The following is a 15,638-nucleotide window of genomic DNA, read 5'->3' as shown; positions in this document are numbered from 1 at the left end:
ACCGCGCCGCGCATGACCCAAGAGATCGACCTCTCCAAGTTGCCTCCCGCCGAGCCCTACGACAAGGCGCGCGACGAGGCGCAGCGCGCGCGGCTGATGAAGGTCTGGAAGACACCGACCGGCTGGCGGCGCATCTCGGCGGTGAACAACTCGTCGGTGGGCAAGTGGTATCTGCTGACCTCCTTCGCCTTCTTCACCTTTGCCGGGTTTCTGGCCCTGCTGATCCGCGCGCAACTGGCGGTGCCGAACAACGATTTGCTGTCGCAGAGCCTCTACAACCAGCTCTTCACCCTGCATGGCACGGCGATGATGTTCCTCTTCGCCGTGCCGATCTTCGAGGCGGTGGCGATCCTCATCCTGCCCGAGATCCTTGGGGCGCGTGACCTGCCCTTCCCGCGGCTCTCGGCCTTCGGTTACTGGTGCTTCCTGATCGGTGGACTCTTTGTCTGCGGCTCGGTCTTCTTCGGCGTGGCGCCGGACGGCGGCTGGTTCATGTACACGCCCTTGTCGTCCGACCCCGACTACAGTGGGCTTGGGGCGGACATCTGGTTGCTGGGCCTGTCGTTCATCGAGGTCAGCTCCATTGCCGCCGCCGTCGAGTTGATCGTCGGCGTGCTGAAGTCGCGCCCGCCGGGCATGCGGCTGAACTTGATCCCGCTCTACTGCTGGTACGTGCTGGTGGTGGCGGGGATGATCCTCTTCGCCTTCCCACCGCTGATCGCCGGCGATCTGTTGCTGGAAATGGAGCGCGCTTTCAACTGGGCGTTCTTCGATCCCGACCGCGGCGGCGATCCGCTGCTGTGGCAGCACCTCTTCTGGATCTTCGGCCACCCCGAGGTCTACATCATCTTCCTGCCCTCGATCGCGCTGATCGCGACCATCCTGCCGACCTTCGCCGGGCGGCCCATGGTCGGGCATTCGTGGATCGTGCTCTCGGCGGTGGGCGTGGCCTTCCTGTCGTTCGGGCTTTGGGTGCACCACATGTTCACCACCGGCCTGCCCGAGATCTCGCTCTCGTTCTTTTCGGCCGCATCCGAGGCGGTGGCGGTGCCGACGGGCATCCAGATCTTCTGCTTCATCGCGACCATGCTGGTCAGCAAGGTGCGCCGCTCGGTGCCGATGCTCTTCGCCGGGGGCGCGCTGGCGATCTTCGTCTTCGGCGGGCTCACGGGGGTGATGGTGGCGCTGGTGCCTTTCGACTGGCAGGCGCATGACAGCTACTTTGTCGTGGCGCACCTGCATTACACGCTGATCGGCGGCATGCTCTTCCCGCTCTTCGCGGGCGTGCATTACTGGTATCCCTTCGTCACCCAGAAGCGCATGTCTGACAAGCTGGGACGCTGGAGCTTCTGGCTGATGTTCGGCGGCTTCAACCTTGCTTTCCTGCCGATGCACTGGACCGGGGTCATGGGGATGCCGCGGCGGGTCTGGACCTATGACGTCAGCGACGGTTGGGCGGTGCTCAACATGGTCTCCACGATCGGTGCCTTCATCTTCGCGTCGGGCTTCGTGGTGCTGGCGGTCAACGTGCTCTGGCCGCGCGGCAAGGCGCCGCTGGTGGAGCGGAACCTCTGGAACGCCGGCACGATGGAATGGAGCGCCGAGGTGCCCGACAAGCCCTGGGGCGTGCGTTCGATCCCCTATATCCACACCCGCTACCCGCTCTGGGAGCAGAAGGAGCTGCTGGGAGAGATGGACCGCGGCGAGTGGTTCCTGCCCGACGCCGAAGAAGGCAAGCGCGAGCTCATCATCACCGACATCCTCGACGCACGCCCGCTCTACGTGCAGCGCGTCGGCGGCCCGAGTTACCTGACGCTCGGCTCGGCCTTCTGCCTCGGCGCGGTGTTCATCCTCGCGACCTTCCACCTCTGGACGCTGACCCTGCTCTTCGGCGCGGGCTTCATCGGCTTCACGCTCTGGTGGCTGTGGACCGGCACCTCGGAGATCCCCGAGAAGCCGGAGAAGGAGGCGGGGCGCGGGCTGGTGCTGCCAACCTATGCGCAGGGCAACAACTCGCCGGGCTGGTGGGCGGTGTTCATCACCATGACCGGCGACATGACCGCCTTCATGGGGCTGGTGTTCAGCTATTTCTTCTACTGGACGGCGCTGCCGGACTTCCTGCCGGGCGCAGCACGGTTGCCGGGCTTCGGCTGGTTGCTGGTCGGGCTGGCGCTCTTGCTGGCGGGCTGGGTGACCGCGCTCTTGGCGCGCGAGCGGCTGACGGCTGGCGGCACGGGGCAGGCGATGGCGCTGCTTGTCGCAGGCGTGCCGCTCGGCGCGCTCGGGATCGGGGCGTGGGGCTGGGCGGCCCGGAGCGCGGGGTTCGATCCCACTGAAACCTCCTTCGATGCCACCGTCTGGGTGCTGATCCTGTGGATGGGGCTGCACCTGCTGCTCGACGCGGTGATGCGGCTCTACGTGGCGGCGCGGGTCTGGCGCAGCCGCTGCACCCCGCGCTACCGGGCGGACAGTGTGAACCTGACGCTCTTCACCCATTTCCTTGCGCTGACAGCGGTGGTGATCTTCGCGCTGCTGGCGCTCTTCCCGATGCTGATGGGGGTGGTCTGATGGCGCCGCGCAACAAGACGGTTCCGCCCGGCGATGCGCCGCGCGTGATCGACCAGGGCTCGGTCTGGATCCTCGTCGCCGCGCCCTCGATCTGGGCGGCGCATTTCCTGCTCAGCTACTGGGTGGCGGCGATCTGGTGCGCCAAGCTCGGGCGTGGCACGACGCTGATGGAGCCACGCTGGATCATCGCCGGGCTCGGCGCGCTCTGCATCGCCGCGATTATCGGTCTGGCCGTGCTGGCGATCCGGCGCTACGGCGGCGTCTTCGTCATTATCGAAGAGATCACCGAAAGCTCCGAGCGCGCACGGGATCGCTTCGTCGGGCATGTGGCACTGCTGCTCTGCGTGCTCTCGGCGGTGGCGATCCTGTTCACCGTGATCCCCGGCATGGTGCTGGGCGAATGCTGAGCCCGCGCCGCCTTCTTGCGCTGGCAGTGCTGGCGGTACTCTGGCTCGGGCCGCTTCCCGGGCTGGCGGCGGGCTCGATGGTGCTGCACATGGTGCTGCACCTGGGCGTGACGGCGGTGGTGCCCGCGCTCTGGGCCCCGGCGCTGCGGCTGCCCTCGGGGGCGATGGCGTTGGTGCTGGGCGCGGTGGCCGAGATGCTGGTGGTCTGGGTCTGGCACCTGCCGGCACTGCATGTCTGGGCGCGACTGAGCTTCACGGGCCTCGTTCTGGAGCAGGGCAGTTTCCTTGCCGCCGGGATGCTGCTCTGGGCTTCGGTGCGCGCGGCGGGGGGCTTCGGCGGCGCGGTGGTGCTGCTGGCGACGACGATGCACATGACGCTGCTCGGGGCGCTCATCGGACTCGCGCCACGCACGCTCTATGGCGACATCTGCGCGGGGCATCTTGGCCTTTCGGCGCTACAGGAGCAACAGGTCGCCGGGGCGCTGATGGCCGGGGCGGGGGGGCGCGATCTACCTCGTCGCGGCGCTGCGCCGCCTTGGCCAGGCGCTGGACCTCAAGGAGGCGCAGGCATGAGGCTGAAACGCTGGATACTTGGCAGCATCGGTGTGCTGGCCATGGGCGGGGCCGCGTTCTTCTGGTTCGCGCCTTACAATATTGCCGCCTCGGTGCCGCATCTCCCGGGCGTGGGCGAGACGCTGCACCAATACCTGCGCAATGCGGTGCGGGTGCGGGCGAACCGGGTGGAGGTGCCGCGCCACGTCGACCTCGAGGACCCTGCGCTGATCCGCCTCGGCGCGGGACATTTCGCCACCGGTTGCCAGACCTGCCACGGCGCGCCGGGGATTGCGCGCAATCCGGTGGTGAAAGGCATGAGGCCCGAGCCGCCGATGCTCACGTCCAGGGACTTCGAGCCCAGCGAGTTCTGGTGGATCGCCCGCCACGGCTTCAAGTACACCGGGATGCCGAGCTGGCCCGGTGAGGGCCGCGACGACGAGCCTTGGGCAGTGGCGGCCTTCCTGTCGCACTACGACAGCTTCGACCGCGCGGCCTATGAGGAGGCCGCCTTTGGCCGGGCCGGAGGCTATGACAGTGAAGGCGTGCGCTTCGGCGGTCTGCCCGGCGCCATCCCGCAAGAGCTGGCCTGCGCGCGCTGCCACGGCGAGGACGGGCTGGGCCGCGACGGCACGGCGCCGAAACTGGCGGGGCAGTCAGAGGCCTGGCTGGAGGCGGTGCTGGAGGCCTATGCCACGGGGCACCGCGAGAGCGGGTTCATGGAACCGCTGGCCGCGCCTCTCGGCGCGGAGATGCGTGCCGCGATCGCCGGACGCTTCGCGGGCATGGACGGGGCCTGGCAAGGCCAAGCGCTGCCCTTCGGAGATGCCGAGCGGGGCCGCGAACTGGCGCAGCGCGGCGACGAGCACGAAGACATCGCCAGTTGCGCCGCTTGCCACGAGGGGGGCACCGACGGGGTCTCGCCGAAGCGGGACGACACCCCGCGGATCGCGGGGCAGGACGGCTATTGGCTTGTCAACTGGCTACATCTCTACCGGGACGGTCCTGCGCCCGACACCCCCCCGAGCCCACCTCATGCAGGCGGCCGCGCGGAATCTCACGGATGCGGATATCGCCGATCTTGCCGCCTATTACGCAACGCGCGGGCCCGTGGCCGCGGCGGACTGAACCGCACAACACCCTTCGACCGGGCCTATCGGCATCGACAACACCCCAGCCTGATGCGGCCGGAGGAACGGCATTTTCTGTCTCGACGATGAAATCTATCGCGGCCGCAATCTAAGCGCGTCGGGATGCGACGTCCTGATCCGCGATATCCATCGGCAGGTTACAGTCGAGGCCTGGCCAGGGTGCCGGAAATTTGTCTGCCCTTGCGCCAACATGGGGTCTCGGCCTTGGTCTCTGCGTCAGTCTTTGCGCATCCTCTGCAGGCCCCCCAGCGCGCCACCGCGGAGCGCGGCTGTTCCCGCCTCGGGCTCCATGCGCCTGCGCAGATAGGCCCAGAGCAGCGCCATGACGCCGATCGAGAAGTACCCATCCACGGCGTAGTGATAGCCGCTCCAGATCGAGATCAGCAGGATGATCGCGCAGAACAGTGCTGCCGGAAAGGCCAGCAGCGCCGAACGCTCGCCGCAATAGAGCGCGACCACCGTGGCGACCGACACGTGCACCGAGGCAAAGGCAGATATCCCGGTGCCGAAGCTTTCGCGCCCCGCCGAATACATCTCCCACAGATAGTCCTGCAGCGCCCCCATCGTGGAGCCGTCCACCCCTGCATAGCGCAGCGTCCAGGTCAGCATGGCAAAGCGGTTGCTGTCATAGAGACGGTCATAGAACACCGGCCCTACGGACATGCCGCCGAGGGCGATCATGTTGCCAATGACGATCCAGCTTGCGCAATAGAGCACGAGGTAGCGTTTTACCCGAGTGTGATCATGGTCGCAGGCCACGAGGATGACCGGGAACAGGAAAGCCGCGATCAGCCAGGGTCCGTGGTAGAGCGGGGTTAGGCTCAGCATGACGCTGGGGCCGAAGAGCCGGTTGATAATCGCCCAAGGGTCCGCGTTGCCATGCAGCCAGGCATCGAAGCGCGCGAGGTAGGGATCGGCGTAATAGGGCACGATCTGCGGCATCGTGGTCTTGAACAAGGTGAAGCCGAGGTGCAGGGCGAGGATCGCGCCGAAGACCAGCGCCACATTGGCGGAGGCCCTACCGCGGCTCATGCCGCGCCGGGTCTCAGCCCGCAGCGCCCAGAACGCCAGCGCAAGGGCGATCACCCCCAGATACCAGAGCGAGACATCCGGCTCTGATGTCACGGTCCCGAGAACATCGGCGATGACCTCGTCGCGAAACGTCACCGCGATCAGGAACGAAAAGAGCGCGTAACCGACGCTGAACGCAAAGAGGGCCAGAGCGGGGATCATGGCTGTGCTCCCCTCGGAAGCTGGCGCGGATTGGACATGGCTCTCGTCGGAATAGTTGATCGGTGAAAGTTATCTAGGCGAGAGAGGCCGAGATTAAAGGCAGGCGCCGTGAGTGCGCGCGATTGATCGCGACTTCGGCTCCGAGGCGGGCGTACCCACCCGATGGGTGCCACGGATCAGGAGCTCGGGAACTGGCTCTAGGGGGGCTCTCATCGCGCCTGGCCATCTGGGTCAACGCCGCGCCGTGAGCGCCAGCCGGCGGCGCGATCTTCGGCTTCTGGTCGGCACCCCAGCGCGGGCGTGCGTCGATGCCAGGAACCTCGCCCAGCATGACCCCTCCATCTGAGATGCGGCGTCATGCACATGCCTTCGATCAGGCAGCGTCCGACCGGCAGGCTGCCCACTCCGATTGGGTAGGGTCTGCCGTATTTCAACGGCGTTGATCAAAGGTGGCCCACTCCTTAATCCCCTTGCGGCGGTGCCTGATCGGACTTGCCATGAAGCCATGATGTCGAAAAGATCAGCTATCAGGGCAGGCCGAGCCGGTCTCGATCCAAGCTTTCGTAAGCTGGCCGAAGACCTCCTGCGTGCCGGGGGCGGGCTCGCGGCCCTCGCCCGGGTCCCAGCCCCAACCAACGAGCCCGTCCGTGGCGTTGTGCTCGTGCAGGTCCTCCATGCTGCGCCCGCCGTTGCGCTCCGGGTCCTTGAGTTGTGCGCAGATTTCCGCCGCGCTCTTGCCAACCCAGCCCATCTCGATCGGGGCGAGCTGCCACGGAGAATGGCCGGGAATTGATCCCTCCTTGGTGACGAAGGTGAAGTTTTCTTCACCGTGGCAAGTGTTGCAGCGCATCCCCGGCGCGCCGAAATCGGCATCCCCTCGCACCACCGGCGGCACATGCGGATGCATGTCCATGCCCTGCCGCGGGCTGTCGCCGACGGGGTGGCAATTGAGGCAGCGCGGGTGCTCGATCACCGCCATCATCTCGGTGAAGAGCGCAACCGAGCGCTCGGTTTCGTTCTCGATGCCGTCGAACTCGTCCACGGTGCGCAGTCCTTTGACCGTCTCGGCAAGAGAGGGCAGGGCAAGGAGGGTGGGCGCGGCGCCGAGCAGCGCCGCCATCAGGATCGTCTTGCGCATGGCTCAGGCCTCCATGGTGGTGAGGAAAGGCAGCTCGGTGACCGCTTCGCCGGTCAGCGCCCGCCAGGCGTTGGCGACGGCGGGACCGATGGGCGGCACCCCCGGCTCCCCGACGCCTGTGGGGTCGGCATCCGAGGCGATGATCTCGACCATCACCTCGGGCATTTCGTGAATGCGCAGCATGCGGTAGCTGTCAAAGTTCGCCTGCTGGACCACGCCGCCCTCGCCGAGGGTGATCTCGTCGAAGAGCACGCTGCCGAGGCCGAAGCCGATGCCGCCCTCCATCTGCGCGCGGATCACGTTGGGATTCACCGCGACACCGCAGTCGACAGCGCACCAGACGCGGTGCACCTTCGGGTATCCTCCCGCGTCCGACACTTCGGCGATCTGCGCCACGTAGGTCTCGAAGCTCTCGTGCACGGCAACGCCATAGGCCCTGTCGCCCTTGACCTTTGTGCCGTCCCAGCCCGCCATCTCGGCGACTTTCTCGAGCACGCCGCGGTCGCGCGCCGCATCCTCGCGGATGAGATCAAGCCGCCCCTGCACCGGGTCCTTGCCCTGTGCCTCGAGCACCATGTCGAGGAACACCTCGGTGGCATAGCCGGTGTGCGTGTGCCCGACCGAGCGCCACCAGAGCACCGAAACGGGGCTTTCCTGCGCTGCCCAGCCGACGCGCAGATTGCCGAGCTCATAGGGCATCTTGGTCGAACCCTCGTAGGAGGTCGGGTCCATCCCGTCCTGCATCATCTGCGCCATCGGCCCGCCGGCCATGATCGACTGGTTGGCGACCACGTCTTCCCATCCGGTCAGCTTGCCGTCGGCGTCGAGTCCGGCGCGCATCTTGTGGACGGTGAGCGGGCGGTAGTAGCCGCCGTGCAGATCGTCTTCGCGTGTCCAGACCAGCTTGAAGCTGCCGGGGGCCCCGGCGGCCTTGGCCACCTCGGCCAGTTCGCCCGCAAAATGCGCGGTGTCCTGCGCGCGACGACCGAAGCTGCCGCCCGCAAGCATCACGTTGAGCTGCACGCTTTCGGGCGAGAGGCCGAGCGTCTGCACGATGGTCGGCTTGTCGAGCGCGGGGAACTGCGAACCCATCCAGACCTCGGCGCCGTCCTCGCGGACCTCGATGACACCATCGAGCGGCTCCATCGGCGCGTGGGCGAGGTAGGGAAAGCGGAATTCGGCCTCGATCACCTGCGCCGCACCATCGATGCCCGCCGCCCCGTCGCCGAGCACCTCGGCGTCCTTGCCGCCTTCGGACGCGGCCTTCGAGAAGGCCTCGAAGATCGCGGCGGAGCTGCGCTTTTCGGCAGCGCTGTCGTCCCACTCGACTTTCAGCGCCTCGCGGCCTTTGAGCGCGGCATGGGTCGAGGTCGCATAGACCGCGACCCCCTGCGGGATCTGCCGGACCGCCTGCACGCCGGGGACATCGAGCACAGCGCTGTCGTCGTAGGACCCGACGGTCGCTCCGAACTTCGGCGGGTGCGCCACGACCACGGTCAACATGCCCTCGCGGTACACATCCATGGTGAAGATCGCCGTTCCCGTGGACTTGGCCCTGGTGTCGAGCTTGGGCAGGTCGGTCCCGATCAGGACGAACTGGTCGACCGATTTCACCGGCGGGTCCTCGGGCGGGGTCATCCCGGCGGCCTTCTCTGCCAGCGCGCCGAAGCCCGAGCTCTTGCCCGAGCCGTGGCTGATCTCTCCCTTGGAGATGGTGATCTCGCTTTCGGGCACGCCCCATTCCTCGGCCGCGGCGGCCACCAGCATGGCGCGGGCGGCGGCGCCGGCCTTGCGCATCTGCATGTAGGAATTGGCCATGGCGGTCGACCCGCCGGTGCCCTGCATGCCGAAGGCAAGGTTCTTGTAGAGCTCGTCGTTGGCCGGGGCGTTCTCGGCGCGCATCTGGCCCCAGTCGGCGTCCATCTCCTCGGCGACGAGCGTGGCGAGGCCGGTGAAGGGGCCCTGGCCGAACTCGATGTGTTTGATGATCACCGTGACGGTGTCATCGGGGGCCACGCGGACAAAGGCATTGGGGGCGAAGCTTGCCTCGTCGATCGCCCCGGACTGGAAGGCCGCGGCCGCTCCGGACTGGGCGCGGGCCGCGAGGGGCAGGGTCATGCCGATCACCAGCCCCGCGGAAGAGGCCAGGAAGCTGCGGCGGGAAAGCACCTGTGTCATCGTCTCAACCCTCCAGCTTGTCCGCGGCGTCGTGGATCGCCTTGCGGATGCGGACGTAGGTGGCGCAGCGGCAGATGTTGCCGGCCATCGCGTTGTCGATGTCCTCGTCGCTGGGTTTGGGAATTTCCATCAGCAGTGCGGTGGCGCTCATCACCTGTCCCGACTGGCACCAGCCGCACTGCGGCACGTCCAGCCCTTCCCAGGCCGCCTGCACAGCCTCGGCCTCGGGGCCGTCGATGCCCTCGATCGTGGTGACGGAACTGCCTTCGACCATCGAGACCGGGGTCACGCAGGAGCGCCGGGTCATGCCGTTCAGCATCACCGTGCAGGCGCCGCATTGGGCGATGCCGCAGCCGAATTTCGTGCCCGTCATCTGCAGCTCGTCGCGCAGCACCCAGAGGAGCGGCGTCTCCTCGGGCACGTCCACGGACACATCTTTCCCGTTGAGTTCGAACGAAACCATGGCTTACCTCCCTGGCTGCGCATGCGTAGCTTGGCGCGTGGCTTGTGCAGGGGAGGTAGGGCCGCGATGCGCCGTGTCGATGTCGGAAGGCCTGCAAATCTCATTTCGCGCGCCCGCGGGGCCGTTCGACCATATCTGCACCAGATTCCGGCGGCGCGCGTTTCGGGTCATTGCTGCGGCGGCCCAGCTTGCCTAACGTGCCGTCAGGTAAGGAGGAGTAATTTCATGACAGGCAATACCCCCGGCTTCGACACGCTCGCCGTGCACGCCGGCACAGAGCCCGACGCAGCAACCGGCGCGCGGCAGGTGCCGATCTACCAGAGCACATCTTACGTGTTTCGCGATGCGGATCATGCGGCGCGGCTCTTCAACCTCGAAGAGGTCGGCTACATCTACTCGCGGCTGACCAATCCCACCGTCTCGGCGCTGGCGAACCGGGTCACCGCGCTCGAGGGCGGCGCGGGCGGCATCGCTTGCTCGTCGGGCCACGCGGCGCAAATCATGGCGCTCTTCCCGCTGATGGCGCCGGGCTGCAACATCGTCTCGTCCTCGCGGCTTTATGGCGGCACCATCACGCAGTTTAGCCAGACGATCCGTCGCTTCGGCTGGTCCGCGACATTTGTCGATACCGACGACCTGGAGGCGGTGAAGGCGGCGATCGACGAGAACACCCGCGCGCTTTTCTGCGAAACCATCGCCAATCCCGGCGGCTACGTCACCGACCTTGGTGCCATGGCGAAGATCGCGGACGAGGCCGGGATTCCGCTGATCGTCGACAACACCACGGCCACGCCATGGCTCTGCAAACCGATCGAGCACGGCGCGACGCTGGTGGTGCATTCGGCGACCAAATACCTGACCGGCAATGGCACGGTCACCGGCGGCATCGTGGTGGACTCGGGGCAGTTCGACTGGTCGGCCTCGGACAAGTTCCCGTCACTGTCGCAGCCCGAGCCAGCCTATCACGGGCTGACCTTCCATGCCGCGCTCGGGCCGATGGCCTTTACCTTCCATTCCATCGCGGTGGGGCTTCGCGACCTCGGCATGACGATGAACCCGCAGGGCGCGCATTACACGCTGATGGGGATCGAGACCCTCGGCCTGCGCATGGAGCGACATGTGAAAAACGCGCAGGCGGTGGCGGAATGGCTCGAAAAGGATCCGCGCGTCGAGGCGGTGACCTATGCTGGGTTGCCTTCCTCTCCCTGGCATGAGCGGGCGCAGCGCATCGTGCCCAAGGGCGCGGGCGCGCTCTTCACCGTGGCGATCAAGGGCGGCTACGATGCCTGCGTGAGGCTGGTGGACGGCCTGAAGCTGTTCAGCCATGTGGCCAACCTCGGTGATACGCGCAGCCTGATCATCCACCCGGCATCGACGACCCACCGGCAGCTCGACGAAGAGCAGCAGGTGCAGGCCGGAGCGGCGCCGAATGTGGTGCGCATCTCGATTGGCATCGAGGATGTCGCGGATATTATCGCCGACCTCGATCAGGGGCTGGCTGTGGCGACGGCGTGAAGATCCGGTGAGAGCCGGAAAGAGCTGGCATCCCGGTGCCAGCTCTCGCGGACACGTGCCAAAGGCTGTGTCATCGTGTTTTCGAGCCGATAGGATCGCACCCGGCGCGACGCCTGATTCAGCGCCAAGCGCCGGCAAGGATACGGACATTTGTGCTGCGTCGGGTGCGGCACGTTCCTGCGCAGCAGGCCCGTAGGCCGCTCAAGAGCCATCCTCGGCCTGTTCAGGGGCTGAGCCGCGCACGCACCGAGCCGCGCTCGACCAGCCGCACCGGCACCTCGTAGAGCATCGGCGCGGCCTCGGGGGGGCAGGGCGACGGCCTCCATCGTGGCGCGGGTGAGATCGTCGAGCGACTGGCCGACGGTGGTCAGAGCATGCGAGGACCAGCCCGAGATCGGCGCGTCGTCGAAGCCGATGACCGACAGGTCTTCCGGCACACGCAGCCCGAGCTCGAAGCGGGCGGTGTTGAGCACGCCGAGCGCGATCTCGTCGGTGACGCCGAAGATGCCGTCGATCCCGGGTGTGCGGAGCAGCGCCCGGGCAGCCTCTACCCCGGTCTCATAGCTGTTCGGCCCGTCGGCCCAGCGGATCGCCGGGATGCCGCGCAGGGCCATCTCCGAACAGAAGGCCTCGGCCCGGTCGATCTTGGCCGAGGTGCGCGAGCCTGAAATCACCACCGCCACGCTCTTGCAGCCCGCCTGCGCCAGCTGCTCGGCCGCGAGCCGTCCACCGCGGGCGTTGCCCGCAAGGATGAGATCGGCCCGCGCGCCCTCGGGCGGGCGCGGGCGGTTGATCAGCACCATGCGTGCGCCGTTCTGGGCACAGAGGCGGATCAGCGTGTCGGGGGCGGCGCCCGAGAGCAGCACCACCGTGCGCACCCGGTAGTCGAGCAGGCGCTTCAGGTCCTCGGCCGCGCCACCGGCGCTGTTCATCAGAAGGCACTGCAGGCGGCGCGCATGCAGTGCCTTCGACAGGGCATCGAGCTGGGCGGAGATATAGGGGTTGGAGAAATTGCCGCCGACCACGCCGACGAGGTCCGAGCGTTCCTGATGCAAAGTTCGGGCGAGGCGATTGACCCGGTAGCCGAGCTCCTCGGCGGCCTCTAGGATGCGCGCGCGGGCCTGCTCCGAGACCTGCGCACCGGGGGTGAAGGCGCGCGACACCGCCGAGCGCGAGACCCCGGCCAGCCGGGCCACGTCGGCGGCCGAGACGAAACGGCCGCGGGGTGGGCCAAGCGGTGGGCGCGGCGGTGTCATCGGGCGCAGAGCCCGCGGTCCAGCACCTCGCCGGCGAGGCCAATCATCGGCGGCAGCGGGTAACTCTGCTCGAGGCCGCGCAGCGCGCGGAGGTGGGTGAGCGCCGCCTCGAGCGTCGGATATTCGCGGGGCCGCCGCAGGTGCAGCCAGAGCGCCAGAACGGTGACCGAGCGCGAGCGTCCGCCGCGGCAATGCACCAGCAGACCGCCTCTTGAATGGGCGGGGTAGTGCGGCTTGCCCGCGGTGTAAACTGCCGCGAGCCCGTCAATCAGCATGACCGCCGCGGCCAGCGTCTCGGGGGCATTGCCCGGCCCGTCGAGCAGGCCGATCTGGTAGCGCCGCAGGTGGGTGCCGTCGGGGCGGAGCAGGGGCCCGGGAAAGATGTTCATCGCGAGATTGAGGCTGGCGGAGATGCCTGTCCGCTGCAGCGCGGTCCCGTCCTCGGCGGCGGGCAGGTTGCCAAGCCAGAGCGTGCCGAGACCGGGGCCGATCCCCGCCGCGACCTGCCAGAGCAGCGGCCGGTGGTCCTCGGCGGCCTCGGATGCGGGAACGGCGTCGGGAATGTGGTGACGGATCATGGCTCAGACCTCGAGGCTGGTGCACTGCCGCGGGCGCGGGCCGAGCGCGGCGGTCAGGCGGGTGGTGGCCTCGGGCATGGCGCGCGGCGCCGCGCCACTGCCGAACCAGAGGGTGTTGAGCGTCGTCTCCGGCACCCGGTGGCCGCCGAGGATATCCGCGATGCGGGCGGCATCGAGGCTGCCCTGAGGGGGAAATGTGGCCTGCAGGTCCCGGGCGTGTGGCGCAATGAAGAACGGCCCGGCGAAGAGGATCAGCGCGAGCACCGGCATCCGCGCGTTACCCATGGCCCGGAGCAGTCGGCGCGCCCGGAAAGGGCGCGCCGGTTGGTTCTGGACAAGGCTCACGCGCTCAGAGCCCGAAGAGCTCGGCGAAGTGGGCGCGCACGGCCTCGTTGGTCTCGAGCGCGGCGTCGACGTTGTAGCCAAGCAGGGTCATGTCCTCGAGCTTGGGGAAACCCTCGGGGCCGGCGACGCCCGGCAGGATCGGCAGCGAGCCCTGCTCGGCGACCAGTTTCTGGCCCTCTTCGCTCAGGAGGAAGTCGATGAAGAGCTTGGCCTCTTCCGGGTGCTCGGTGGTGGCCATGATGGCGGCGGGCTCGGTGATGAAGCTCACGCCGTCCTCGGGGACGATGAAGTCAACGGGCGAGCCGTCGGCCTTGGCGCGGAGCGCGTTGGCATCGACGATGATCGCGTATTTCGCCATGCCCGAGGCGACGGCCTTGGTGGCCGGGCCGTTGCCGCCCTCGGGGACGACGTCCAGATCGTTGAGGCCCTCGTAGAATGCCCAGCCGATGCCCTCGGCGTTCAGCAGCGCGTGCAGATGGTTCAGCGCGGCGCCGGAGTAGAGCGGCGAGGGCACGCCGATCATGCCGCGGTTCTCTTCTGTGATGAGGTCCATCCAATGGGTGACCGGCTCGGCGATCTCGGTGTTGTAGGCGATGCCGGTGGTCATCGCCTTGGTGCCGAAATAGGTCATGTCGGCGTCATAGGTGGCGGGGTCATAGGCGGCGACGGGGGCGTCCTCATAGGCCAAGAGGTGACCGCCTGCCTTCAGCTCTCCAAGGTTGATCACGTCGGCCACGAGCAAAACGTCGGGCTGCACGTTGCCTGCCTCGATCTCGGCGCGCACCACGTTCATCAGCGCCGAGGTGCCGTTGCGGGTCCATTCGATCTTGATGTCGGGGTTGGCGGCCTCGAAGGCATCCACGGTCTGCTGCGCCTGCTCGGGCGGCTGGCTGGTGTAGAGCGTCAGGGTGGTTTCTGCAAAGGCGGCGCTGGAGAGCAGCGTCGCGGCGAGGGTGAGGCTGAGAAGACGCATGTTCGGTGTCCTTGCGGTTGCGTTTTCAGGAGGGGTGAGAGGGCGCGGCATCGGGAATGACCCAGCCGTCGCGCAGGGCGAGGGATATCCGCTGGCCGCGGCTCAGCGCGGCGGGGGCGGCGATGTTCACGGAGAGCGGTATGTCCCCGGCGGGGCCGGCCATGACCTCGGCGCGCAGGTAGGCGCCGCGGTATGTGGCGCGGGTGACATTGCCGGGGATGGCGTCGCGGCTGTCGGTCAGCGCGAGATCGCCCGGATGGAAGGAGATCTTGGCGCGGCGGCGCACGGTCTCGCCGGGCGCGCAGCGCAGTTCGATGCGCTGGCCGAGCAGCGAGGCGGCGGCGCGGCCCTGCCCGAGCGGGCGGATGTCCTCGGCCTCGAGCACCCGCCCCTCGCCGATGAAACCGGCGACAGTTTCGCTCTGCGGCTGGCTGAAGAGCGCCTCGGGGCGGTCGAACTGCAGGATGCGGCCCTTGTCCATCACCGCCACGCGATCGGCGAGGGCCAGCGCCTCGGACTGGTCGTGGGTGATGTAGAACATGGTGGCGCCCGAGCGGGCGTGGAAGGCGGCGAACTCCTCTTCCAGCGCGCCGCGCAGGTGTAGTCGAGGTTGGCCAGCGGCTCGTCGAGCAGCACGACGCGGCTCTCCATGGCGAGGCAGCGCGCGAGGGCGACGCGCTGGCGCTGGCCGCCCGAGAGGTCGGCAGGGCGGCGGTGCGCGAGCGGGCCCAGTTCCACCAGATCGAGCACCCGGGAGACACGGGAATTTCTCTCGGTCCTGGGAATGCCGGCGATCTTCAGCCCGTAGGCGACGTTCTGGGCCACCGACATATGCGGCCAGAGCGCGTAGTTCTGGAACACCACGCCGATGCCGCGATGCTCGGGGGCGAGGTGCCGGCCGGGGGCCGAGACGGTGCCTCCGCCGATCTCGATGCGGCCGCCGTTGAGCTTCTCGAAGCCGGCGAGGCAGCGGAGCAGGGTGGTTTTGCCGCAGCCCGAGGGGCCGAGAACGGCGACGAACTCCCCGGCCTCGATGCTCAACGAGACCTGCCGCAGCACCTGCGTCTGGCCGTAGCTCTTGTCGATGCCGGAGATGCGGATGTCGCTCATGGTCTGCCCTGTCCTGTCGGGCCGCACAGCTGTGCAGCGTCGCTGCGATCTCTGGCCGCGGGCTGCGACAGCGGGGCGACATGTGCATGACAGATTGGTGAAATCTGATCGCCCCGATGCCGTCGATGAGCCTGAGCCCATCGCCGGCTGTAGCCGCCGCCGGTTTGCCGT

At 67.8% G+C, this 15,638-nt stretch carries 14 protein-coding genes; 4 read left to right on the top strand and 10 right to left on the bottom strand.

Annotated elements, in window-relative coordinates; translation table 11 throughout:
• Window positions 1–12: 12 nt before the first annotated feature.
• Genes ctaD through CLG85_RS14475 form a run of 3 tightly spaced genes read left to right on the top strand, consistent with a single transcriptional unit; the run spans window position 13 to window position 4,747 of the window.
• Entirely contained in the window at window positions 13–2,568 is a 2,556-nt protein-coding gene (gene ctaD, locus CLG85_RS14485) for a cytochrome c oxidase subunit I (protein ID WP_260349438.1), read from the top strand.
• Entirely contained in the window at window positions 2,568–2,975 is a 408-nt protein-coding gene (locus CLG85_RS14480) for a hypothetical protein (protein ID WP_095881504.1), read from the top strand. The genes ctaD and CLG85_RS14480 overlap by 1 nt, the downstream gene beginning before the upstream one ends.
• Window positions 2,969–4,747 (top strand): c-type cytochrome, encoded by a 1,779-nt coding sequence (locus tag CLG85_RS14475; protein ID WP_260349437.1) that lies wholly within the window; start codon window positions 2,969–2,971, stop codon window positions 4,745–4,747. The genes CLG85_RS14480 and CLG85_RS14475 overlap by 7 nt, the downstream gene beginning before the upstream one ends.
• 147 nt (window positions 4,748–4,894) lie before the next feature.
• On the opposite strand, the gene CLG85_RS14470 is transcribed toward CLG85_RS14475, so the two are convergent.
• The 4 genes from CLG85_RS14470 to CLG85_RS14455 form a co-directional block, all read right to left on the bottom strand.
• Complete coding sequence (locus tag CLG85_RS14470) at window positions 4,895–5,911, bottom strand: phosphatase PAP2 family protein (RefSeq protein ID WP_095881712.1); 1,017 nt, start codon at window positions 5,909–5,911, stop codon at window positions 4,895–4,897.
• A gap of 520 nt (window positions 5,912–6,431) precedes the next feature.
• Window positions 6,432–7,049: an Isoquinoline 1-oxidoreductase subunit gene (locus CLG85_RS14465; RefSeq protein ID WP_095881713.1), complete on the bottom strand. Its 618-nt coding sequence runs from the start codon at window positions 7,047–7,049 to the stop codon at window positions 6,432–6,434.
• A gap of 3 nt (window positions 7,050–7,052) precedes the next feature.
• Entirely contained in the window at window positions 7,053–9,227 is a 2,175-nt protein-coding gene (locus CLG85_RS14460) for a xanthine dehydrogenase family protein molybdopterin-binding subunit (RefSeq protein ID WP_095881714.1), read from the bottom strand.
• 4 nt (window positions 9,228–9,231) lie between these two features.
• A complete protein-coding gene (locus CLG85_RS14455; RefSeq protein ID WP_095881715.1) occupies window positions 9,232–9,690 on the bottom strand; it encodes a (2Fe-2S)-binding protein in 459 nt (152 codons plus the stop codon).
• A gap of 225 nt (window positions 9,691–9,915) precedes the next feature.
• Here CLG85_RS14455 and CLG85_RS14450 point away from each other — a divergent pair, with 225 nt between their 5' ends.
• Complete coding sequence (locus CLG85_RS14450; protein ID WP_095881716.1) at window positions 9,916–11,205, top strand: O-acetylhomoserine aminocarboxypropyltransferase/cysteine synthase family protein; 1,290 nt, start codon at window positions 9,916–9,918, stop codon at window positions 11,203–11,205.
• On the opposite strand, the gene CLG85_RS14445 is transcribed toward CLG85_RS14450, so the two are convergent.
• From CLG85_RS14445 to CLG85_RS14420, 6 genes are all read right to left on the bottom strand, one after another.
• A complete protein-coding gene (locus CLG85_RS14445; RefSeq protein ID WP_260349434.1) occupies window positions 11,178–12,461 on the bottom strand; it encodes a LacI family DNA-binding transcriptional regulator in 1,284 nt (427 codons plus the stop codon). The two genes, CLG85_RS14450 and CLG85_RS14445, sit on opposite strands and share 28 nt — an antisense overlap.
• On the bottom strand, window positions 12,458–13,039 hold the full coding sequence (locus CLG85_RS14440; RefSeq protein WP_260349432.1) for a dual specificity protein phosphatase family protein: 582 nt from the start codon (window positions 13,037–13,039) through the stop codon (window positions 12,458–12,460). Before CLG85_RS14440 ends, CLG85_RS14445 begins: the two co-directional genes overlap by 4 nt.
• Window positions 13,040–13,042: 3 nt before the next feature.
• Window positions 13,043–13,324 (bottom strand): hypothetical protein, encoded by a 282-nt coding sequence (locus tag CLG85_RS14435; protein WP_260349431.1) that lies wholly within the window; start codon window positions 13,322–13,324, stop codon window positions 13,043–13,045.
• A gap of 64 nt (window positions 13,325–13,388) precedes the next feature.
• On the bottom strand, window positions 13,389–14,357 hold the full coding sequence (locus CLG85_RS14430) for an ABC transporter substrate-binding protein (RefSeq protein ID WP_095884512.1): 969 nt from the start codon (window positions 14,355–14,357) through the stop codon (window positions 13,389–13,391).
• 25 nt (window positions 14,358–14,382) lie between these two features.
• Window positions 14,383–14,898, bottom strand: coding sequence for an ATP-binding cassette domain-containing protein (locus CLG85_RS14425; RefSeq protein WP_260349430.1), 516 nt, complete (start codon window positions 14,896–14,898; stop codon window positions 14,383–14,385).
• Window positions 14,838–15,467 (bottom strand): ABC transporter ATP-binding protein, encoded by a 630-nt coding sequence (locus tag CLG85_RS14420; RefSeq protein WP_260349429.1) that lies wholly within the window; start codon window positions 15,465–15,467, stop codon window positions 14,838–14,840. Before CLG85_RS14420 ends, CLG85_RS14425 begins: the two co-directional genes overlap by 61 nt.
• Window positions 15,468–15,638 lie beyond the last annotated feature (171 nt).

The sequence above is a fragment of the Alloyangia mangrovi genome (assembly GCF_002300555.2).
Taxonomy (GTDB): Bacteria; Pseudomonadota; Alphaproteobacteria; order Rhodobacterales; family Rhodobacteraceae; genus Salipiger; species Salipiger mangrovi.
Note: the sequence above shows the minus strand (reverse complement) of the source record. Positions and strands in the feature narration are given on the sequence as shown.